General features: G+C 64.3%; 18 protein-coding genes. 4 read left to right on the top strand and 14 right to left on the bottom strand.

Features of this window, described 5'->3' with window-relative positions:
• Positions 1–87 precede the first annotated feature (87 nt).
• Both BN973_RS13365 and BN973_RS31680 read right to left on the bottom strand, forming a co-directional pair.
• Positions 88–951, bottom strand: a complete 864-nt coding sequence (locus BN973_RS13365) for an SMP-30/gluconolactonase/LRE family protein (protein WP_036468722.1) — start codon at positions 949–951, stop codon at positions 88–90.
• Positions 952–966: 15 nt separating this feature from the next.
• Positions 967–1,728, bottom strand: a complete 762-nt coding sequence (locus BN973_RS31680) for an FkbM family methyltransferase (RefSeq protein ID WP_232232074.1) — start codon at positions 1,726–1,728, stop codon at positions 967–969.
• A gap of 273 nt (positions 1,729–2,001) precedes the next feature.
• Here BN973_RS31680 and BN973_RS13355 point away from each other — a divergent pair, with 273 nt between their 5' ends.
• A complete protein-coding gene (locus BN973_RS13355; RefSeq protein ID WP_036468721.1) occupies positions 2,002–2,964 on the top strand; it encodes a class I SAM-dependent methyltransferase in 963 nt (320 codons plus the stop codon).
• Here BN973_RS13355 and BN973_RS13350 read toward each other — a convergent pair.
• A complete protein-coding gene (locus tag BN973_RS13350; protein WP_084163384.1) occupies positions 2,961–3,794 on the bottom strand; it encodes a glycosyltransferase family 2 protein in 834 nt (277 codons plus the stop codon). The two genes, BN973_RS13355 and BN973_RS13350, sit on opposite strands and share 4 nt — an antisense overlap.
• A 303-nt stretch (positions 3,795–4,097) precedes the next feature.
• Between BN973_RS13350 and BN973_RS13345 the strand changes: the two genes are divergently transcribed.
• Positions 4,098–4,796 (top strand): hypothetical protein, encoded by a 699-nt coding sequence (locus BN973_RS13345; protein WP_036468719.1) that lies wholly within the window; start codon positions 4,098–4,100, stop codon positions 4,794–4,796.
• Here the strand turns inward: BN973_RS13345 and BN973_RS13340 are convergent.
• Complete coding sequence (locus BN973_RS13340; RefSeq protein WP_139830211.1) at positions 4,777–5,850, bottom strand: glycosyltransferase; 1,074 nt, start codon at positions 5,848–5,850, stop codon at positions 4,777–4,779. The genes BN973_RS13345 and BN973_RS13340 overlap by 20 nt on opposite strands.
• Positions 5,851–6,036: 186 nt before the next feature.
• On the opposite strand from BN973_RS13340, the gene BN973_RS13335 reads away from it, so the two are divergent.
• Positions 6,037–7,293: a glycosyltransferase gene (locus BN973_RS13335; protein WP_036468717.1), complete on the top strand. Its 1,257-nt coding sequence runs from the start codon at positions 6,037–6,039 to the stop codon at positions 7,291–7,293.
• A 24-nt stretch (positions 7,294–7,317) separates the two neighbouring features.
• Positions 7,318–8,586, top strand: a complete 1,269-nt coding sequence (locus tag BN973_RS13330; protein ID WP_036468716.1) for a glycosyltransferase — start codon at positions 7,318–7,320, stop codon at positions 8,584–8,586.
• Here BN973_RS13330 and BN973_RS13325 read toward each other — a convergent pair.
• The 10 genes from BN973_RS13325 to scpA form a co-directional block, all read right to left on the bottom strand.
• The gene (locus tag BN973_RS13325; protein ID WP_407067579.1) at positions 8,583–9,380 is read right to left on the bottom strand and encodes a TylF/MycF/NovP-related O-methyltransferase; all 798 of its coding nucleotides are present in this window, start codon (positions 9,378–9,380) and stop codon (positions 8,583–8,585) included. The two genes, BN973_RS13330 and BN973_RS13325, sit on opposite strands and share 4 nt — an antisense overlap.
• A gap of 209 nt (positions 9,381–9,589) precedes the next feature.
• Positions 9,590–10,396, bottom strand: a complete 807-nt coding sequence (locus tag BN973_RS13320; protein WP_036468712.1) for a TylF/MycF/NovP-related O-methyltransferase — start codon at positions 10,394–10,396, stop codon at positions 9,590–9,592.
• A gap of 246 nt (positions 10,397–10,642) precedes the next feature.
• On the bottom strand, positions 10,643–11,920 hold the full coding sequence (locus BN973_RS13315; RefSeq protein WP_139830212.1) for a glycosyltransferase: 1,278 nt from the start codon (positions 11,918–11,920) through the stop codon (positions 10,643–10,645).
• A 242-nt stretch (positions 11,921–12,162) separates the two neighbouring features.
• Positions 12,163–13,431 (bottom strand): glycosyltransferase, encoded by a 1,269-nt coding sequence (locus BN973_RS13310; protein ID WP_036468710.1) that lies wholly within the window; start codon positions 13,429–13,431, stop codon positions 12,163–12,165.
• Positions 13,432–13,462: 31 nt separating this feature from the next.
• Positions 13,463–14,269 carry a TylF/MycF/NovP-related O-methyltransferase gene (locus BN973_RS13305; RefSeq protein WP_036468709.1) on the bottom strand — a complete coding sequence of 269 codons (807 nt, stop codon included), beginning with the start codon at positions 14,267–14,269 and terminating at the stop codon, positions 13,463–13,465.
• A 232-nt stretch (positions 14,270–14,501) separates the two neighbouring features.
• Positions 14,502–15,602 carry a class I SAM-dependent methyltransferase gene (locus BN973_RS13300; protein WP_051641581.1) on the bottom strand — a complete coding sequence of 367 codons (1,101 nt, stop codon included), beginning with the start codon at positions 15,600–15,602 and terminating at the stop codon, positions 14,502–14,504.
• A gap of 234 nt (positions 15,603–15,836) precedes the next feature.
• A complete protein-coding gene (locus BN973_RS13295; RefSeq protein ID WP_036468707.1) occupies positions 15,837–16,958 on the bottom strand; it encodes an NAD-dependent epimerase/dehydratase family protein in 1,122 nt (373 codons plus the stop codon).
• 352 nt (positions 16,959–17,310) lie between these two features.
• Positions 17,311–18,597 carry an esterase/beta-lactamase LipL gene (gene lipL / locus BN973_RS13290; RefSeq protein ID WP_036468706.1) on the bottom strand — a complete coding sequence of 429 codons (1,287 nt, stop codon included), beginning with the start codon at positions 18,595–18,597 and terminating at the stop codon, positions 17,311–17,313.
• Between the two features lie 62 nt (positions 18,598–18,659).
• A complete protein-coding gene (gene meaB / locus BN973_RS13285) occupies positions 18,660–19,631 on the bottom strand; it encodes a methylmalonyl Co-A mutase-associated GTPase MeaB (RefSeq protein WP_036468704.1) in 972 nt (323 codons plus the stop codon).
• Positions 19,632–19,726: 95 nt separating this feature from the next.
• Entirely contained in the window at positions 19,727–21,988 is a 2,262-nt protein-coding gene (gene scpA, locus BN973_RS13280; protein WP_036468702.1) for a methylmalonyl-CoA mutase, read from the bottom strand.
• Between the last annotated feature and the right edge of the window lie 2 nt (positions 21,989–21,990).

Raw genomic sequence — 21,990 nt, 5'->3', positions numbered from 1 at the left:
CGAGCAGCATCGTGGCGTAACGATACCCGCAGGTGGCGGAATTGGAGGGCGTTGCGGACGCAGTGCCTACCATCGTTCATCGCCGCCTCAGCCGGCAAACTGCGGCGCGACGGCCCCCCGCGACCCGGTCTGCACTGCGAATATCGCACCGGCAGAAGGCTCCTGGTCGTCGGGCAGTCCCTGGCGCGATGTGGTGATGAACAGCACGTCACGCTCGTCGCCGCCGAACGCGCACGAACTGACCTGGGTCACGCCCGGCACACCGATGGTCTCGACAAGACATCCCGCCGCGTCGTAGTGGACGACGGCTTCACCGCCCCACAACGCGACCCAAACGCCGTCGTCCTCGTCGATGGCCATGCCGTCGGGATATCCCCGTGCGGAGTCGATATGGATATGGGCCCGGCGCCCAGACCAGGCACCGGTTTCGGCATCGACGTCGAATACATCGACCCGCCGCGTCGGGGTGTCAATGTAATAGGCCTGGGAACCGTCCGCCGACCACTGCACACCATTCGAGATCGACACCGGCGACAGCAGTTCGGTGACCTGATGCTCGGGCGTCACGCGGTAGACAGCTCCCCCGCCCGGCCGTTCGTCATAGGCCATGGTGCCGATGACGAAGCCGCCGAACGGGTCACAGCCTCCGTCGTTGGTCCGCACGTTCGGATCCTCGGTGAGGCCGACGATGTGCTCGAATTCCGACAATTGCTCGTCCGCGCCCAGGAGCCCGTGCTCGGTGGCGATCACGAATCCGCCCGACGCCCGGCGCCTGACCACCGCGGCGACCCGGCTCGGCACCTTGTGCCGGGAAATCCTGCCGGAGGTATCGAGCGCCACGATCTCGCCGGCGAGCACGTCCATCGACAACAGCCGGCCGGTGGGCGCATCCCAGTAGGGCCCTTCGCCATGGTGGGCCACCGGCACGGTCACCCGGTCGGCGGTACGCATCTCGGGCGGCGCCGTCTACAGCTCGTAGGCGAGGCGGATCGCATCCGCGACCGGGCCGCCGGCCCCGCGCCGCAGAAACACGCAGTCGTTCTGCGAGTCGAACGTCCCGTGTGGCGGAAACTCCTTAACCAGGCTGAACCCCAGGTCGTCGACCATCGCCTGGACCTCGGGCCGCAGCGTGATGCCCCGGTACAGCGGCAGCCGGAACAGCTCGAGGTGCAACGCAAGGCAATCGCCACCGGCCAGGTAGTTGGCCGCGCCTTCCAGGATCTGCCGCTCGGCACCCTGGGCGTCGATCTTGAGGACGTGGTAGGGCTCCACCCGGTCGGCCAGCACGGCATCCAGCGTGGTGCACTGGATCTCCTCGATGTGGTCCAGTTGCACTCGGTCGAACCATGTTTCGGCGAGCTGGGGCGGGCCGAGGGTGCGCAGCGTCTCGAAGTTCTGGCGGACGTAGTCCTGGTCCTCACGAAACAGCGACGATCCGTGGCCGGCCTGGCCGGAGTAGATGTAGAACGGCAGCGTCGCCGGTTCGCTCCACAGCGCCGCGTCGACGGTGACAACCCGAGGTTTCTCACCGCGCGGGTCGCGGGGCTCGAACTTCAGGACGTGGCTGACCAGGTCGGAGCGCTGATGCCAAGGATCTGGCAGGGGGCCAACCGAGCCGACGTCGATCAGGCCGACGACGCCGCGGCCGCCGCGGTTGATGACCCCATAACCGTGCACCCTGTCGATCGCGCGTCGCGCGAGTCGATACGCGGCCTCCACCGTCCCCATCCGTTCTCCCTCCGTCAACCCGGCTGGCACGTCACGGCCAAAGTTTGGCACGAACAGAAACTTTCTCGCAGGCAATGCGCGACACGCGCCCTGCCGGGAAACCCCGGTGCGCGGAATCCGGGATCCAGGCTACCGAAGCCACCGCGCCGCGATAGCGCTGATAAATTCTCGGCGTTGATGTTACGATCGCCGCGTGCGCCTGGCATACGTTGAAAATCACTGCCGCCCTGGGCAAATTGCTTTTTGTCGATCTGGCCAAAACGCTAGTTGACGATGCAAAAGTTTCAGAATTTCTGCTTCTCGCTGATTGATTTTGCGTTAGTTCCGGTCACGGCCGCTGCTACCTTTGCCCTCCGCGTGATCCGCCAGACGGGGTTCGGGCGCATGCCGCTGACGTTGCGGGTATTCAGAAAAGTGGGGATCTACCCGCTGCTCGATCATTATTACGAGCCGCTGTTCAACCCTGCTCACTTGCGAAAGCCGCTATCCGAAGACCGCGAACTGCTCGGCATCGACTGGAATGTCGACGAACAGTTGCATCTGCTGAAGAAATTCCATTTCAACGACGAATTGACGAGGTTTCCGCTCGACCAGCAAACCGATCATGAGTTCTTCTACCGAAACGGGTTCTTCGAATCGGGCGATGCCGAGTACCTCTACAACATCATCAGGCTATTCAAACCAAGGCGGATCTTCGAGATCGGCAGCGGTCGGTCGACCCTGATGGCGGCGAGCGCACTCCAAGCCAACCGCGACGAAGACCCCGGTTACCAATGCGAGCACCTGTGTATCGAACCCTACGAGGTCGGGTGGCTCGAGCAGCTCGGCGTACACGTCGTCCGCAAGCCGGTGGAGCTGATCGACACCTCGTTGTTCGGCCAACTAGAGGCCGACGACATCCTTTTCATCGACTCCTCCCACATGATCCGCCCACAGGGCGATGTTCTGTTCGAGTACTTTGAAATCCTGCCGATCCTCAAATCCGGTGTCTTGATCCATATTCACGACATCTTCAGCCCCAAGGACTACCTCGACGAGTGGATACAGTCCGGCTGCTTCTGGAATGAGCAGTACCTGCTAGAAGCCTTTCTCAGCTACAACTCTGAGTTCAAAATCATTGGCGCACTTAACTTCCTCAAGCATCACCATCCGGCTGAACTGACCGCGGCCTGCCCCGTGCTCCGCGAACAATTGGATTCCCGCGAACCGGGTTCGTTCTGGCTGCGACGCGCCTAGCCTGCCCCATTGCGGTCGGAAAATCGTCTGTGTACCAACGCCAAGAAGGCGAAGTAGTTTTCCCAGCCGCATAGGTAGGCGCGAGACAATCGCCGCCCACCCAGCGGATAACGCCCGTGCATGTCCCACATGCGGCGCAGGTCATTGAAGACCTCGCTCGGGGGCCGATTCGTTCCGACGCCGTTCGTGTCGAAATCGCACAGCACGCGCCGCAGCGTGACTGGCTCGCGTAGCAACGCGGCCCGCAGAATGAATTCCTGGTCAGCTGCGATGCCGAAGTCCAGGTCATAGCCGACCAGCTTTTCGACAAGCGATGCCCCGTAGAACGAGGCCTGGTGCGGGACCGTTTGCCAACCGGCGAGAAACTTCCGGATGTTGAAGGGCATCGCACTGCGCACGCGCCCGAGCCCGACGAGGTTGTCCATGCCGTAGCCCCACACCTCACGGGCCGGCCCTTTGCCCGAAATCGCCGCGACGGCGTCGGCCACCGCATCGGGGTCGGGAAAACAATCGCTGGAGTGCATGAACCACAACAGATCACCCGATGCATGGGCAATGCCCTGATTCATCGCGTCGTAACGTCCGCCGTCCGGCTCGGACTGCCAATACGCGAAGCCCGGCACGCACCCGGACAGATACGCCACGACATCGTCGCCGGAGCCACCGTCGATCACAATGTGTTCGATGCGGCCTTCATAGCGCTGGGCTCGCACGCTGTCGACAGTGCGCTTCAACCCGTCAAGGTCCTTGAAGGAAATCGTGATAACGGAGATGGTGGGAGGCCAACCGAGACGCCCCTCTGTGCCGGCGTTCGTCAAGTCGCGCACCATGATTCAATCCCTCCTAAACCCGCAATCCCCCCTTGAGCTGCGTCGCTCGAAGGCGCTCGCCTTTGTCAGCCCCCCGGCGAGCGTGCCGTGTCCCGGTGTCGATCACCTTAAACCCTGGTCGGCACTGGCAAGTCGGTTAGTTGATAGGTGGCGATTGACCATGAGTTCCAAACCCCGCTGTCCGCGCTTCCCGGCCTGTAGGGTGATCGCGTGGGCCGGATTACGAGGCTGCCAATCCAACAACGAGACGAGTTGTGCTCATCAGCCGGCTAATCAAACGATCAGGAGGTGTTGGAGTTCACAATGTTTGGTCTCTTTCGGAAAATCCTGCAAGATAAAGTCGATATTATAGATCAGGCATTCTCCTCCCTGGGTATCAAATCGTTTGCTGATCTCGGCGGTGTCTGGCGGGTGGAAGGCGGTTACACCTTCCACGCGCTCGACAAGCACAAAATCACAGATGCCGCGTTGGTAGATACGCACCCCACCGAGAAGGTGATCAACAAGGCGAAGTCGTATCCCCAACTCCGTCTGATCAAAGGCAACTTCGGTGACCCTGCCGTTGCCGGTGAAGTCGGCGCCGTTGACGCCGTGCTGCTGTTCGATGTACTCCTGCACCAAGTCAAGCCGGACTGGGATGCCATCCTCGAAATGTACGCAAAGAATGTGCGCGCGTTGGTGATCTACAACCAGCAATGGACCGGACCGGGACATAACATCAGGCTGCTGGATTTGGGCGAAGAAGAATACTTCCGCAATGTCCCGCACAATCCGCGTCAGGAAAACTACAAGAATCTCTACGGTCGACTCGACGAGATCCATCCCGACCACAACAGGCCCTGGCGCGACGTGCACCACATCTGGCAGTGGGGTATCACCGATGCCGACCTCGAGGCAAAGGTGGCCGAACTCGGGTTCAAACTGCTCCACAAGAAGAACTGCGGCAGGTTCGGCCGGCTACCGAATTTCGAAAACCACGCGTTTATTTTTGCGCGTCCATAACCTGATCGCCGAGGGGTCGCACGGGATCTCCGGTCGTGTCGGTCTGCCGGTGTTTAAGGCTGAACGGCCAGACATCCACCAGCCCTTTAGGCTTGGGCGCCACCACGGTTAACCTGCGCCACGACGCCTTGCGCCGGCGCGACCGGGAAGCCCAGCGGTGTTTCAGGGCCAGCTCCGCCATCCGGGGGTACTTCGCGATGGTGCCGTCCAGGGCGGCGCGGCCCTCCGGCCCCGGGACGCTGCCGATCTGACGCAAGATCCAGTCGGCCATGGCGGCGATGAGTTCCTCGCGCGCAGGGTCGTCAGGGAACAGGTCGAGCATCGCGTCGAACGTCGCCGCATGGCCGGGCCCTAGCGTCAGCCAGAACTTGGGCGGGTCCGCGACCTGGTTGTGCCACATCCCCTGCGAATGGCGGCGGTACACCGACATGGTGTCGGGCAGCATCGCGATGTCGCCGCGGGCCGCGTGCCGGACGTGCAGATACCAGTCCAGCGGCATGACGTCGGCGGGAATGTCGTCGTACCGCTCCAGACGGCGGTAGACGACCGAATTGGTCTGGATGAAGTTCATCAAGAGCAGCGCGTCGACCGTCAGGTTTCCCCGTAAATGGGGCGGCGGGAACTTCGAATCCTTGGCGTAGCCGTCTTCCCAAACCACGCGCACGGGATGAAAGCACACCGACGCATTCGGATGCCGGTCGAGGTAGGCGACCTGCTTGGTCAGCTTGAACGGATCGATCCAGTAGTCGTCCGCCTCGCAGAGCGCGACGTACTCTCCGCGCGCGGCCGACAGCGCGCCGGTCATGTTCTTGTTCAGACCGAGGTTCTCGGGCCGGAAGATCGGCCGAAACATGTGCGGGTAGCGGTCGGTGTACTCCTGGATGATCGACGGAGTCGAATCGGTCGACGCGTCGTCGGCAACGACGATTTCCACCGGAAAGTTGGTCTGCTGGGCCAGAAAGCTGTCGAAGGCCTGGCGAACGTAGCCCTCCTGGTTGTGGGTGGTCGCCACGATGCTCACCTTGGGCGAGTTCGCTGCCGTGCCTTCGGTCACTGCGAGCCTTCCTTTGCCGCGGCAATCGGGTGTGCGTCGGAGCCATCCGACCCGCAGTATGGCAGCAGGTTCGCCTCTCGGGCAGCAATACCGCCCGCGGACCGGCGAACCCCCAGCCGGCGATCGGCCGAGTAGAGATAATGGCCTCTGGCGTCGCCCACCGTACGGCACCCGAAAGGATCCGTTGTGAAGTTTGCCCTGGCAAGCTATGGGACCCGCGGCGATATCGAGCCCAGCACCGCCGTCGGTCGCGAACTGCGGCGCCGTGGGCACGAAGTCCGATTGGCCGTCCCGCCCAACCTGGTGGGACTGGTCGAGTCCGCCGGGCTGGAGGCGGTGGCCTACGGGCCCGACCAGCAGGAGGGGTTCTGGGACGTCGACTTCCTACGCAAGTTCTGGAAAGTCCGGGAGGTGATCGACTCCTGGCGCGAAGTTCAGGGCCTGTTGACGCAGTCCTGGGCGGAGATGAGTGCCACGCTGGTCGCGCTGGCGGACGGCGTCGACCTGGTCTTTTCCGGGCCGGGTTTTCCCGGGGTTCCCGCGAATGTCGCTGAGTACTACGGCATTCCGCTTGCGACAATGCATTATTTCCCGATGCTGCCCAACGGCCAGGTCGCTCCGGGCGTGCCGGCCCCGCTGGCGCGCGCCGCGGTTCGGGCGCTGGACTGGCCGCAGCGATTCGTGACGAAAAAAGCCGAGGACGCCCAACGGCGTGACCTGGGTCTGCCGAAGGCCACCGGACCTGCGCCTCGGCGGATCACCGCACGCGGATCGCTGGAAATCCAGGCCTATGACCAGGTGTGTTTTCCGGGCCTGGCGGCCGAATGGGCCAAGTGGGACGGCCAGCGGCCGTTCGTCGGCACGCTGACAATCGAGATGTCCACCGACGCCGACGCGGAGGTCGCGTCATGGATCGGCGCCGGCACTCCCCCGATTTTCTTCGGCTTCGGCAGCACGCCGGTGAAATCTCCGGCCGAGACGGTGCAGATGATCGCCGCCGCATGCGGGCAGCTGGGCGAGCGAGCCCTGGTGTGCTCCGGCTGGAGCGACTTCAGTGACGTGCCGCAGTTCGACCACGTCAAGGTGGCGGGCCCGGTGAACTACGCGACGGTATTCCCCGCCTGTCGCGCCGTCGTGCACCACAGTGGCGCCGGCACCACGGCGGCCGGCCTGCGCGCGGGCGTCCCGACGCTCAGCCTGTGGAGCCTGGGCGACCAGAGAATCTGGGCCGGCCAAATCAAACGATTGAAGGTCGGTACCGCCCGGCCCTTTTCGGCCACCACCCAGGAAACACTGGTCGGCGATCTACGCGAGATCCTCGCCCCGGACTGCGTCGACCGCGCTCGCGAGATCGCCACCCGGATGACCACACCAGCCGAGAGCGCCACCAAGACTGCCGATCTGCTGGAAAATTTCGCCCGCGCGCCGGCGACGAAGAACTAGACCACAGGAAGGCTAGGCTCCGGGATGAAATTTGCCCTGGCAAGCTACGGAACACGCGGCGACATCGAACCTTCGGCCGCCGTCGGGCGCGAGCTGCAACACCGAGGGCACGAGGTCTGCCTGGCCGTCCCTCCCGGGCTGCTGGACTTCGCCGCGGCGGCGGGGTTGGCGGCGGTGTCCTACGGACCGACGATCGAGGAGTTCCTCGACGAGGATTTCCTGCGCAACATGTGGACGAATTTCTTTCGCAGCGCCTGGACGATCAGCGGACCGATCAACCTGGTGCGCAAAATTTGGGAGCCCATCATCGTGCACTGGGCCGAGGTGAACACGACGCTGGTGTCGCTGGCGGACGGCGCCGACCTGTTGTCCACCGGCATCAATTTCGAGCAAGCCGCCGCCAATGTCGCCGAGTATTACGGCATTCCGCTGGCCACGCTGCATCACTTCCCGATGCGGGCCAACGGCCGGCTCGTCGGAACCATGCCGGCGCCCCTGGTGCGTTCCTCGATGACGGCGATCGAATGGTTGTTTTGGCGCTCGACGAAAAAGGTCGAGGATGAGCAGCGCCGCGAACTCGGCCTGCCGAACGCGACAAGTCGCTCGCAGCGGCGGATCGCCGACCGGGGATCGCTCGAGGTCCAGTGCTACGACGAGGTGTGCTATCCCGGGCTCGCGGCCGAATGGGCGAAGTGGGACGGCCGGCGACCCTTTGTCGGCGCGCTGACGATGGAGCTGGCCACCGACGCCGACGACGAGGTCACGTCGTGGATCGCCGCGGGAACGCCACCGATCTGCTTCAGCTCGGGCAGCATCCCCGTCGAGTCCCCGACCGAGTTGGTCGAAATGATCGGCGCGACGTGCGCGCAGTTGGGCGAGCGAGCCTTGGTGTGCTTCGGCGGCACGGACTTCACCGACGTGCCGCATCCCGAGCACGTCAAACTGGTGGGCCCGGTGAACTACGCGACGGTTTTTCCGGCGTGCCGTGCCGCGGTTCACCACGGCGGCTCGGGCACCACGGCGGCGAGCCTGCGCGCGGGGATCCCGACGGTGATCCTGTGGAGCTCGGCCGATCAGCCGTACTGGGGAGCTCAGGTCAAACGGTTGAAGGTCGGCGCCGCCCGGCGCTTCTCGACCGCTACCCGGGAAACGCTGATCGACGACCTTCGCGAGATCCTCGACCCGCAATACGCCAACCGAGCCCGCGAACTGGCCACCCGGATGACCACACCCGCGGAAAGCATTGCCCGTGCCGCTGATCTGCTGGAAGACGCGGCACGCAAGAAGGGCTAGGCGGACGAGTTCGCCGGCTTGATCAGCAGACCCTGGCCGGTGGGCAGCGCGACGATCGGCACGCCCAATTCGACGGCCAGAGCATCCATCGCGATGCGCTGTTCGTCGCGCCCCCGATTCGCATAATCGTCAAGGAGCACGAAGGCGCCCGGCGACAGCCGCGGCCAGAAATGGCGCAGTGCCGCGACTTCAGGTGGCGCACAGTTCATGTCGATGTGCAGATAAGCGACCGTGCGGGACTCGACCTGGTCGAGCGTTTCCGGCACGGCGCCGACAATGATGCGCTTGTTTTGCCACTGTTCGAAATTGGCCCGGACGCCGTCGACACCGCTGACGTACATCCCATTGCGCAGCTTCAACTTGCTCCGTTCAACCTCGCCCGATCGCAGTTCGGTGTCGGTGACGAAGCGGGGATCGATTCCCGCGAAGGTGTCGAGCAGATAGAAGGTTTTGCCCAGCCGGTCCCAGTCGAGGTGCTCCATGATGGCGCTGCTCAAGAACCCGTAGCTGACGCCGCACTCGACGAAATCGCCGTTCAGCTTGCTCGCGTTCTCGGCCGCCCAAAGCCCGACGTGCACCCGCCACTGCCACTGGTACCAGTCCGGGTCCGGCAGGGATTGCGCGCCGCGCTTGTACGCGCGCTGAAATGCGGGGTCGTCCAGGAACGCGTCGTTGTGGAAGCTGATCAACCCGTCGCTTGCGTAGACATCGGGCAGTATCGTGCGCGCGAGCCAATATTCGGCGCGCACCCACCACATCAGAAGGCGAGTCTTAGCGTCTAGACCGGTTGCCACGGCGGCAACCATAGCATTGGCGTGCCCCGCCGCTGCGCTAAATCGGATGGGTTAACCGCCAACTTATTTGACCTGTCGGGTGGTGCTATGGAAAAGCAAACCCCTTCGTAGGCATGGATTTACGCGAACGGCGTGCGCCGAACGCTGTGGTGGCGACCTACCGATCGAGCTGTTGCTTTCGGCCGCTTACGAATCCGTTTGTGTAATGGTTATGGCTTACGCCACAGCACACCGGTGCCGTCGATTTCCTCGATCTCAGCGGATATGTCGTGCTTCCCCCGGTAGTCGGCGACGGCTTGCGCACACGCATCCAGCGCGTGGTAGTCGTCGATGATGCAGAAGCCGCCGGAAGACAACCGCGGATACAGGGCATCCAGAGCCTGAATCGTCGATTCGTACAGATCGCCGTCCAGCCTCAATACCGAGATCTGGTCAATCGGCGCATCGGCCAACGTGTCCTTGAACCACCCCGGCAGGAAACAAACCTGGTCGTCCAAAAGCCCGTAGCGCTCGAAATTCGATCGAACCACAGCCTCGGGTACGCCAAGCACATTCGCGTGCCGGTCCAGCCGAATCCCTTTGTCCGCTTTGTACTTCGCGGTGTCGGGTGGCGGCACACCCGCGAACGAATCACACAGCCACACCCGGCGGGTGTCGTCGCCATAGGCAGCCAAGACGGCGCGCATCAAAATCGACGCCCCGCCGCGCCACACGCCGCACTCGACAAGATCGCCGGGGACACCGTCACCCAGCACCGTCTCGACACACTTCTGCAAACTCGTCAGCCGCTGCATCCCGATCATCGTCAACGCGTCGGCGGGCCAGTCCAGGCCCCGATCCCGCGCATATTCGTTGAACGGCCGCTTGCGCACCAGCATGAAATTGCGGGTGTTGAACACCGGTCGGCCCAGGCGGTACATCCCCACCGGCACCAGCTCGTCCTGGCCGTATCGGGTCAGGTCACGGCGGAGTAGGTCGAGGTACGCGGACCGCGAGTCGGTATCGGCCACGGTCAAAACTGCTCCTCTCCTTGCATGCCACCACTCCCAGTCATGGAGCCTAGACGCCGAACGACGTCACCAACGCGTTTCATAGTCTTTCGTCAATCCCCCGCTCGACCGGTCGTCCGATCCCGCACCACCAGGCATCGAGCAACCGTCCATTTCGATCCCAAGCATGCTAGCCCAGTACTCGGCGCCCGACTCCCGAATCGCGGCGTTGAAGTGCGGGATTGCCCGAAACCGCGGCTCCGGAATCGCCGATCAAGCGAACCGCCCAGTGTGCCCGAAATTTTCCAGCAGATCGGCGGCGCGATTGACGCTCTGTTCGGGTGTTGTCATCCGGGTCGAGAGTTCCCGGGCTCGGACGGCGTACTCCGGAGCGAGAATCTTGCGCAGATCCTCGACCAACGTCTCCTTGGTGGTCAATGAAAAACGGCGGCCGGCACCCACCTTCAGCTGCTTGAGATGGCCGCCCCAGAACGGCTGGTCACCCGCGGTCCACAGGATCAGTGCCGGGACTCCCGCACGCAGGGCGGCCGCCGTGGTGCCCGAGCCGCCATGGTGGACCACCGCGCGGCACAGCGGGAAGGTCGCCGCGTAGTTCACCGCGGGCACCACCTTGACGTGTTCGAAATGCGGCACGTCGCTGAAGTCGCTCCAGCCGGCACAAATCAGCGCCCGTTCCCCGAGTTCTTCGGACGCCGCGCTGATCATTTCGATCGTGTCGGCCGGCGATTCACTCACCGGCATGCTGCCGAAGCCGAAACAGATCGGCGGCTTTCCGGCGGCGATCCACGACGCGACCTCCTCGTCGGCGTCGGTCGTCAACCCCATCGTCAACGTGCCCACGAAGGGCCGCCGGTCGCCCCATTTGGCCCATTCGCGAGCCAGCCCGGGGAAACACTCCGCGTCGTAGGCCTGAAGCTCCAGCGACCCGCGCTCGGCGATGCGCTTCGGCGAGGAGGCCGTGGTCTTGGGCAGGCCCAGTTTGCGGCGCTGCTCGTCCTCGGCCCTCTTGTTCATTCGCCAGACCAGCCAGTCGTACGCCGTCATGCCGGCGCGGACCAACGGCGAAGGCAGGTTCGGAATGAGTTGGCCGTTGGGCCGCATCGGGATGTAATGCAGCACTGCCATCGGAATGTCGTAATACTCCGCGACGTTGATCGCGAGGTCCTGGTACAGCTGGCCGGTGAACAACACGTCCGCGCCGGCGGTGAGTGCCGTCAGCGTGGTACTCATGTCCGTCCAGGCGCGCAGCACCGGCTCCCACGCCTCGCGCACCATCTTGATCGGTCCCCGGATCGTCCAGAGTTCACGGCGCAGATCCGACCAGAAGTTGCGGAGGAACTCGTCGTCCCAGAAGGCCTGCATATCCGGCCCGTACGAGACCGCTGACAGCCCAGCGTCCTCCGCGAGGCCAATCAGGTTGGGCGGGATGGCCATGCGCACTTCGTGTCCTCTGCGCAGCAGTTCCCGACCCGCAGCGAGCGACGGCTCAACATCGCCGCGAGTTCCATAACATGCCAGAGCAAATTTCATCGCGAGGCTAGCTCTATCACTTCCCGCCGACCTAGGCAAGCCAAGGCTAGCGTGTTAACCCCTGGTTTACAGCGTTCCGACACGATTCGGCTCGGCACGAAATTCACCGTTGCCACCGATCCCCTCGTATTCACAGTCAGCGGGATAAGACGTCATCAGACGGTGTGATGGCAAGATCAAAACCGTTCTGCCGTTTGATATTCAATCGTCAGCGTATATGGCAACGGACGGCCCGCGCTCGATTAGGCGCAATGCTTCGCGCGCGCGAAGTTCTCGACCAGGTCGGCGGCGGCGCTGACGCTGTCGGCGGGTTTGGTCATCCGGGCGGCCAGCGCACGCGCTCTCGTCGCGTAGTCGGGGTCGAGGATCCGCCGCAGATCCGCGACCAACGATTCGCGGTTGGTGCTCGAAAAGCGCCGGGTGGTACCAACTTTCAGCTTCTTGAGCTGAGACCCCCAGATCGTCTGATTGGGGTCCATCGAGAGAATCAACGTAGGGACGCCTGCTCGCATGCTCGCAGCTGTGGTTCCTGAGCCGCCGTGGTGGACGACCGCGCGGCACGCGGGAAAGACCTTCGCGTAATTGACCGCGCCCACCACTTTGACGTGATCGGGGACTGCGACGCCGCTGAAGTCACTCCAGCCCGCGCACACCAATGCCCGCTCCCCTAACTCCGCGCAGGCGGCACTGATCATGTCGATCGTGTCTGCCGGCGATTCGACCGGCATGCTGCCGAAGCCAAAGCAGATCGGCGGCGTGCCCGCGGCGATCCACGATGCGACCTCGTCATCGACCTCGGTCGTCAACTCCATCGTCAACGTGCCGACAAAAGGCCGGTGCCCGTCCCATTTCGCCCACTCGGTTGCCAGCCCGGGAAAGCACGCCTCGTCGTAGCCCTGGATTTCCAGGGACTGCCGTTCGGCGATCCGGCCCGGGGAGGGCCCGGTCGCCTTCGGCAGACCGAGATCTCGACGCTGTGTGTCCTCGACCTTCTTGTTCAGCCGCCAGCAGAACCAATCGAATATCGTCATCGCGCAGCGGGCCAGCGGTGCCGGCAGAAACGACACCACCTGCCCGTTGGGCCGCATCGGGACGTGGTGCAGCGTGGCCAGCGGAATGTCGTAGTACTCCGCGACATTGGCCGCGGGCTCCTGGTAGCTCAGCCCCGCGAACAGCAGGTCGGCGCCTTCGGCCAGCGACACCAGCGTCGTGTTCATCTGGCGCCAGCATTGATCGCTGAGCTCCCACATCTCGTGCCACAGCCGCCGCAGCTGCCGGACCCGCCAGAACCTGCTGAAGAAAGATGTCCAGAAGTTGCGGTAGACGTCCAGCCACGTCCGTGTGTCCAGCCCGTACGGCACCGCCGGAAGCCCTGCCGCCTCGACGAACTCCATCAGGTCAGGCGCGACGGCCATCTGCACATCGTGGCCTCTGCGCTGCAACTCACGGGCGACAACGAGGGACGGCTCGACATCGCCTCTGGTGCCGTAGTTAGCCAGCACGAATTTCATTGCAAATCCAGGCCTTACGGTTATGCGGTGACTATGGCTTGCGCCAGAGCACACCGGTGCCGTCGATTTCCTCGATGTCCGCAGTTATTCCGTGCTTCGCGCGGTAATCTTTCACGGCCAGCGCGCACGCGCCGAACACGTGGTAGTCGTCGACGATGCAGTAACCACCGGAGGACAAGCGCGGATACAGCGCATCCAAGGCCTGAATCGTCGACTCGTACAGGTCACCGTCCAGCCTCAGCACCGAGATCTGGTCGATCGGCGCATCGGCCAACGTGTCCTTGAACCACCCCGGCAGGAAACAAACCTGGTCGTCCAAAAGCCCGTAGCGCTCGAAATTCGACCGGACCACGGCCTCGGAAACCCCGAGCACATTCACGTGGCGGTGCAGCCGAATCCCTTTATCCGCTTTGTAATTCGCCGTATCCGGCGGGGGCACACCCGCGAATGAGTCACACAGCCACACCCGCCGCTTCTCGTCACCGTAGGCCGCCAACACCGCGCGCATCAAGATGGACGCCCCGCCGCGCCACACGCCGCACTCGACCAGATCACCCGGAACGTCGTCCGCCAGAACAGTCTCCACGCAGTGCTGCAAACTCGTAAGCCGCTGCATCCCAATCATGGTCAACGCATCCGCGGGCCAGTCCAGGCCCCGATCCCGCGCGTACTCGTTAAACGGCCGCTTACGCACCAGCATGAAATTGCGGGTATTGAACAACGCCCGCCCCAGGCGATAGGACCCCACCGGTACTAGCTCGTCCTGACCGTAACGGGTCAGGTCACGACGAAGCAGATCAAGATACGCAGACCGCGAGTCGGTATCGGTCACGGTCAAAACTTTCCCTCTCTTCGGATGTCAGTACTCCCAGTCAAGGAGCCTAGACGCCGAGCGACGTCACCAAGGCGTTTCACAGTTTTCCATCAACCCCCCTTGACCGGCCAGCGCCTGGCCGGTCACCGACTTCGGCCAACCGTCAGAGACTATCGGCACCCAGACTCACCAGGGGCGTTGACCGCCCGCAATCGCGAGCAAGGCTGCGAACACCCGCGGGTTTGCCACCGCGAGACTAGCGAACCCGGGCGAGCTTGCCCAGACCGGTGATCTCCAGGCTGACCGACTTGCGTGAGCCGACGGCGCCGAGCAGGAAAAGTATGTCGCCTACCGGCGCGCCCAACCAGAAACGCCAGAATGGTTTGCGGAAACACATCGACGCAAAGCGCCCCTCACCCAACAGCCAGAAGATCGGGATCGTGACCGAGTAATACAGCATTCGCATCCAGCGGGACTGTACCTGTTCGATGTTCATTTCCATCATTTCGAGACCCCAGGCGCGGTAATTCCATTCGAGTTCGTAGCGGCTCTGAAATTCGTAAAACGCGCGCATTTCGCCGTTCGTGACCAGGTACTCGTCGAAGACGAGAATCGACCCCGGGACGAAGCGGTCCTTGCAGGTCTCGAGCGCGTGCAGGCAGCTCTCGTACGTGTCGAGGTCCATGTGGAAGAGCCTGATCGGTGCACCCGGGTGCTCGGCCAGGAAAGGCGCCAACGTGTCGTAGGTGCTGCCCTTGATGAACTGCACTTTCCGCCCGAGGGCGGCCGGCAGACCGTCCTCCTGGAACACCACGCCGGTGTCTTTGATGAACCGTTGCGCGAAGGGGTCCGACAGCGAAAAGGTTCCACGCTTGACGACCTGGTCCTCGAGTTTCCAGTCCTCGACCAGGCCCTCGAAACTGTCGAAGCCGTACACCATCCGGCCGCTCGCATCCGATATGAGCCGTGTCGACCAACCGATCCAGACGCCGAGATCCAGCAATAATTCGTCGGAATCTCCTAGGGACGGCCCGGCCAGACTCGACGCTTCCGTCAGCAATGTATGGTTGCGAATGCGGAGTCGCCGCAAATCCGACATTGTGCGGCGGATGAATGCGCGATATCCCTCGTCATAGATCCTGGTGTCGCGCGCATACAAGTTGGGAATGTAGCGGTCACGCTGTCCCAGATAAGCCAAGCGCGCAATTACGAGCGACAAAAGGATGACGCCGATGAGGGCGAGCAGGACCGGCACGTAGTAACACGCCGCAGCCACGATAAGCGCGCCGGCAACGACAATCGCTTTCCAGAGGCGATGGACGGTCGTCCGATCCACCGACTGTCCGCCGACTGCCACACCACCCACCGGATCACCTCCCTGTCCTCGGGCTACATTAGAGCGAATCACCCCGATTTACTGAATGAATCACTCGATTGCTTCGAATCGGGCGGCATTCCCATCGCGTCGTGGGCAAACGTTGCGACGCCGCCTCAGCGGCGGAAGTTGATCAGCGCCGCTCACTGTGGTGAGCGGGTAACTTGAGCGTCGACTCATGTTCACGGTCCTAAGACTCGAAGCGGAGATCCCCCGTCAGGGCCGTCCCGCACGCTGGGCTACCGGGTGGTCGGGCTTGAGCGTGGAATCATCTGCCGCCGAAGAGGATTCGAGCTGCTCGCCGATCCACTCGAGCAGTACCCGCAATCCGTCGTCCAGCGACCACTGGGGGCGCCAACGCAGAGCGCGCTGCGCCGGCTCGATGTCGCAGCTGGCGGCACGTACGTCGCCGTCGCGGAATTTCGCGGTGATAACCGGTTCGGGAGCACCGAAGTTGGCGGCGATCTTCGTGGCCAGCTGGTGGATCGTCGTTGCGACGCCCGACCCGATGTCGAGGCACCGTGCGCCCGTCGCGGGATCCTGCACGGTGGCGAAAAGCGCGTCGACGACGTCCTCGATATAGACGAAATCGCGCACGATGCGGCCGTCTTCGTATACCTCCGAGGCGCGTTTCTCGCGTGATACCTGCGCAAAGAACGGCACCACCCCGGTGTACGGATTGGTCAGCGACTGGCCCGGCCCGTAGACGTTCTGCAGCCGCAACACGCTGAGGTTTGTGTCACGCGCCGCAGCCCAGGCAGCCAAGATGTGTTCCTGGGCGAGCTTGGTGGCCGCGTAGATGTTGCTGGGCCGCGGCTCTGTCCGACCCGCGCAGCTGGCAAGTGGCACACCGGTTTCGCCGGTGGGTCCCTGGGCGTCCCACTGACCGGCCACCAGCTGCGCGTGGCTGCGCGGCCCCGGGTAGAAGATCTGCGTGCCGCATTGCCAGGCGCCCTCGCCGTAAACGGCCCGCGACGACGCCAGGACGAGCTGGTCAGGCACGTGTCCCGAGCGGCTCAGGGCATCGAGCAGCGCGGTCGTCCCCACCACGTTCACCGAGCCGTGCCGGGTGGCCTCGGACAGCGATTGCGCCGTTCCCGTCTCCGCAGCCAAATGGACGATCTGGGTGGGGCGGAACAACCGGAGCACGGCATCGCAGTCGGGCGCGTGCGTGACGTCACCGGTGAACACCCGCACGGACGGCGGCAGGTCGAGCGGTTTGCCCGCGGCGTGCACCTGCGGGTGCAAGACATCCATTACAGCGACGTCGTAACCGGCTTTGACCAGGGTATGCGACAGCGCGGACCCGATGAATCCTGCTCCGCCAGTGATGAGCACGGATGTTGACAAGAGCCGACGTCTCCCGTTCGTCTGCAGTGGCACTAGGTCACCGGCATTTTGCCGGGATGTGGTCCGCGTCGATCATATCGGTGACGGCTAGCGCAATAGCCCGGTTTGCGACATCGCCCGGCAATTGCCTTGTGGGTCCGGACGGACGCCGTTGCGGTTGACAAGCGGCCACCACGGGCTGTCAAACGCCGTTCGGCGTGCCCTATTCTCGACATCCTCGAACTAATTGTTGCGAAAAGCCAACGCCCTCAACAAAATTCCGGACGAAGACGCGACGAGCTGGAACTGCGACTCGTTATCGCTTGCGGGACAGAAACTTTCGCTCAAGAGCGAACGGGCCTCAACCGGCGACCGCACCCTGCTCGCTGAATGGCGCCCCGAATTCGGTGACCGGCCGGAAACCGCGCTTGCGGGCCTTGCCGACACCCACCCGGAGCAGATTGCCCAGCGTGGCCACTCCGGAATGATCGAGCACCAAAAACGGAGATAACAGCCGGTTGTGCACGAACGCGAAGGCGAGCCCCGACGCGGGGTCGGCCCACCCGAACGACCCGCCCATCCCGACGTGCCCGAAGCCCGGCATCACATTGCCGAACGGCACGCTGTGATATCCGAGGTGGAATGACAACGGCACCATGATGTTTCGGTCCCGCTTCAGGCTGCGTCGCCCGGTCAGCCCGGCGACGATCTCCGGCGACAGGAACCGGGTGCCGTCGATTTCACCACCGTTGGCGATGGCGCCGTACATCCGCGCCAACCCGCGAGCCGTCGCCACCCCGTTCGCCGCCGGCATCTCGGCGTCCAGCAGCGGAATGTCGCCCTGTACCGCCGCCATGACGCCTTGGAAGTACAGCGACCGGAAGCCACCGGACAGCTCCATGGCGATCTTGCGCGCCGCGTAGCCGATGACCGGATTGCCGATGACGTTCTGCGGCATGATGATTTCCGCGACCCGGGTCGGGGCGTCGGCGGGCGGGCGGCCCAGGTGTAAGCCATCGGTGCCCAACGGCTCGGCCAGTTCTTCGCGAATCAGCGTCCGCATACCCTTGCCGGTGACGGCCCGGGCCAGCCCGGACATCAGCCAGCCGAAGGTCAGCGCGTGGTAGGCCGGTTTACCCAGCAAGCGTCCGGGCGGCGCGGCGGCCAGCCGCTCTTCCATGACCAGGTGATCCAGCAAATCCTCCTGCGTTGCGCCGCGCAAGCCCGACAAACCGCCGCGGTGCCTCATCACCTCGCGAACGGTGAGCGTGGATTTGCCGTTGGCGCCGAACGCCCGCCAGTACTCGGCAACCGGGGCTTCGTAGTCGATCAGGCCCCGATCGGCGAGCCGGTGGATGACAGTCGCAGCCATGCCCTTGGTCGCGGAGAAGACCATCGGCGCGCGGTCGGCCGTCCAGGGCACCTGGCCCGCTCGGTCCGACCAGCCCGTCCACACGTCGACAACAGGTTGGCCATCGAGGTAGACCGCCAGCGCGCCACCGCCGAAGCGGCGGCCGGGGAACATGCTCGAAAAACCGCGTACAACGCAAGAGAAGTTTGGGTCCACCGCACCGAACACACGATGACCTGCGTCAGGGACATCGTGGGAGGGGTTCGTGCGGCGATCGACCCCGTTGTCTACCGTCACAATTTTGAATTTACTTCGGATCGGCCTATCGGATGCACAAATCCGGTTAATTTACCTTTCCGTTAGCGAGACGCGGCGTCCAGTATTTGCTGGGCCGCCATCGCGGGCGTCAGCTCGCCGGCTTTGACTTGACGCTCGAGCTCGGCGCGCATCTTGCGCACCGCCGGGTTGGACAACACCCGATCCAAGACCGTGTCCCGGACCATCTGCCAGGTCCAGTCGACCTGCTGCGCGCGGCGCCGCGCTTCGAACTCCCCGGCCTCGGTGAGTACCTGACGATGGCGTTCGACCGTCTCCCACATCTCGGTCAGACCGCTACCCTCCATCGCGCTCATCGTGAGAACCGGTGGACGCCAAAGGGTTTCGCGCGGGTAGATCAGTCTGATCGCCGACGAGAGTTCCCGGGCGGCCTTGCGCGCCTCGGGCAGGTGCTCACCGTCGGCCTTGTTGACCACCACGATGTCGGCCAGCTCCAGCACGCCTTTTTTGATGCCCTGCAGCTGGTCGCCGGCGCGGGCCAGGGTCAGCAGCAGGAAGGTGTCGACCATGTTGGCCACGGCCACCTCGGACTGGCCGACGCCGACGGTTTCGATCAAAATCACGTCGAAACCGGCCGCCTCCAGCAGCACGACCGTCTCCCGGGTAGCCTTTGCTACACCGCCCAGAGTCCCCGATGTCGGCGATGGCCGGATGTAGGCGTTCGGGTGCGCCGCCAACCGCGACATCCGGGTTTTGTCGCCCAGGATCGAGCCGCCGGTGCGCGTCGAGGAGGGGTCGACCGCCAGCACCGCCACCTTGTGGCCGCGGTCGATCAGATGCATGCCCAGCGCTTCGATGGTGGTGGACTTGCCGACCCCGGGCACCCCGGTGATGCCCACCCGGTGGGCGTTGCCGGAGTCGGGCAGCAAATCCAGCAGCAACTGCTGCGCCCGCTCGCGATGGTCGGCGCGGGTGGATTCCAGCATCGTGATGGCCCGCGGCAGCGCCGCACGGTCGCCGCCGCGAATGGCGTCGGCGAGGTCTCGGGAGCTCATCGCCCTCCCCACCCCGCGAGCCTGCAACTACCGACGCGTTTCGCGAGTGGCGGCGTTGGTAGTTGCAGTCTCGCGGCAGTTCTGCAGCCGGCCATCTAGCTGAGGTCGTAGCCCAACCGCTCGGCGAGCTTGTGCAGCAAGCCGATCGCGGCGTCGGCGATCACCGTCCCGGGCGGGAAGATGGCGGCGGCCCCCGCGGCGTAAAGCTCGTCGAAATCGCCGGGCGGAATGACGCCGCCGACCACGATCATGATGTCGGGCCGGCCCACCTCGGCCATCGCCTCGCGCAGCGCCGGCACCAGGGTCAGGTGTCCGGCGGCCAGCGAAGACACCCCGACCACATGCACGTCGTTGTCGGCGGCCTGGCGGGCCACCTCTTCGGGGGTGGAGAACAGCGATCCGACGTCCACGTCGAACCCGATGTCGGCGAAGGCCGTCGCGATCACCTTCTGCCCGCGGTCGTGGCCGTCCTGGCCCATCTTGGCCACCAGGATCCTGGGCCGGCGGCCGTCGGCCTCGGCGAACTTCTCGACTAGTTCGGTGGCGTCAGAGAAGGACGTCATGTTTCCGCCTCCCGATGCTTCGTCGCGGTAGACGCCGGCGATCGTACGGATCTCCGCCTGATGACGGCCGTACACCTTCTCCAGCGCGTCCGAGATCTCCCCGACGGTGGCCTTGGCCCGCGCCGCGTTGATGGCCAGGGCCAGCAGATTGTTGCCCAGGCCGTCCTCCCCGGCGCGGCCGTGCGCGGCGGCCGCCCGCGTCAACTCGGCCAGCGCGGCCTCGACGGCCTGCGAATCCCGGTTCGCCCGTAGGTCTTTCAACTTGGCCAGCTGCTCGGCGCGCACCCGGCTGTTTTCGACCTTGAGGACCTCGACCTCCTGGTCCTCCTCCACCTGATACTTGTTGACCCCGACCACCGGCTGGATCCCGGAGTCGATGCGGGCCTGGGTGCGCGCGGCGGCCTCCTCGATGCGCAGCTTGGGGATGCCGTCGTCGATGGCCTGGGCCATCCCGCCGTGCTCGGCGACCTCGGCGATGTGGGCGCGTGCCCGTTGCACGAGCTGATGGGTCAGCCACTCCACGTAGTAGGAGCCGCCCCACGGGTCGATCGGCCGCGTGGTGCCCGACTCCTGCTGCAGCACCAGCTGGGTGTTGCGCGCGATCCGGGCCGAGAAGTCGGTGGGCAGCGCCAGCGCCTCGTCGAGTGCGTTGGTGTGCAGCGACTGGGTGTGCCCCTGGGTCGCGGCCATCGCCTCGATGCAGGTGCGGGCGACGTTGTTGAACGCGTCCTGCGCGGTCAGCGACCAGCCCGAGGTCTGCGAATGTGTGCGCAACGACAGCGATTTCGCGCTCTTCGGGTTGAACTGGCTGACCAGTTCACTCCACAACAACCGGCCGGCCCGCAGCTTGGCGACTTCCATGAAGAAGTTCATCCCGATGCCCCAGAAGAAGGACAGCCGCGGCGCGAACTTGTCGATGTCCAGGTCGGCGTCCAGCCCGGCCTTGATGTAGTCGACGCCGTCGGCCAGGGTGTAGGCCAGCTCCAAATCCGCTGTGGCGCCGGCCTCTTGGATGTGATAGCCGGAGATAGAAATCGAGTTGAACTTCGGCATCTTGGCGCTGGTGTAGCCGAAGATGTCGGAGATGATCCGCATCGACGGCTTGGGCGGATAGATGTAGGTGTTGCGCACCATGAACTCTTTGAGGATGTCGTTCTGGATGGTGCCGGCCAGCTTCTCCGGGGGCACCCCCTGCTCCTCGGCGGCCACCACGTACAGCGCCAGAATCGGTAGCACGGCACCGTTCATCGTCATCGACACCGAGACGCTGGAGAGATCGATGCCGTCGAACAGCTGCCGCATGTCCAGAATGGAATCGATTGCCACACCTGCCATTCCGACGTCACCCTGCACGCGGGGATGATCGGAGTCGTAGCCGCGGTGGGTGGCCAGGTCGAAGGCCACCGACAGGCCCTTCTGCCCGGCGGCCAGGTTGCGGCGGTAGAACGCGTTGGACTCCGCGGCGGTGGAGAAACCGGCGTATTGCCGGATTGTCCACGGCTGGTTGACGTACATCGTCGGGTACGGGCCGCGCACGAACGGCGGTTCACCGGGGAAGCTGTGCAACGGGTAGCCGTCGGCCTCGACGGCGGCACGATCGGCGGCAATGTAAACCGGTTTGACGGCAATGTCTTCCGGCGTGTGCCACACCAGGTCCTCGGGCGTGTACCAGTGCGCCGCGGCCGCCGCGGCGACGTGCTCGTCCACGGCGGCCTCGGTGGGGCGGCGCCCCTCCCGATCGCCGTGCAGTGGGATGCCGGCGAAACTGCCGATCACAGGAGTAGACGTCGTCATCG

Origin of the sequence: Mycobacterium triplex, from assembly GCF_000689255.1 — a bacterium.
Classification (GTDB): Bacteria; Actinomycetota; Actinomycetes; order Mycobacteriales; family Mycobacteriaceae; genus Mycobacterium; species Mycobacterium triplex.
Note: the sequence above shows the minus strand (reverse complement) of the source record. Positions and strands in the feature narration are given on the sequence as shown.

Bases quoted from the DNA above. Each gene is read 5' to 3' on its own strand.
- BN973_RS13355 (WP_036468721.1), top strand. From the start codon at position 2,002: ATGCAAAAGTTTCAGAATTTCTGCTTCTCGCTGATTGATTTTGCGTTA.
- BN973_RS13350 (WP_084163384.1), bottom strand. From the start codon at position 3,794: ATGGTGCGCGACTTGACGAACGCCGGCACAGAGGGGCGTCTCGGTTGG.
- BN973_RS13330 (WP_036468716.1), top strand. From the start codon at position 7,318: ATGAAATTTGCCCTGGCAAGCTACGGAACACGCGGCGACATCGAACCT.
- BN973_RS13345 (WP_036468719.1), top strand. From the start codon at position 4,098: ATGTTTGGTCTCTTTCGGAAAATCCTGCAAGATAAAGTCGATATTATA.
- BN973_RS13315 (WP_139830212.1), bottom strand. From the start codon at position 11,920: ATGAAATTTGCTCTGGCATGTTATGGAACTCGCGGCGATGTTGAGCCG.
- BN973_RS31680 (WP_232232074.1), bottom strand. From the start codon at position 1,728: ATGGGGACGGTGGAGGCCGCGTATCGACTCGCGCGACGCGCGATCGAC.
- meaB (WP_036468704.1), bottom strand. From the start codon at position 19,631: ATGAGCTCCCGAGACCTCGCCGACGCCATTCGCGGCGGCGACCGTGCG.
- scpA (WP_036468702.1), bottom strand. From the start codon at position 21,988: ATGACGACGTCTACTCCTGTGATCGGCAGTTTCGCCGGCATCCCACTG.
- BN973_RS13365 (WP_036468722.1), bottom strand. From the start codon at position 951: ATGCGTACCGCCGACCGGGTGACCGTGCCGGTGGCCCACCATGGCGAA.
- BN973_RS13310 (WP_036468710.1), bottom strand. From the start codon at position 13,431: ATGAAATTCGTGCTGGCTAACTACGGCACCAGAGGCGATGTCGAGCCG.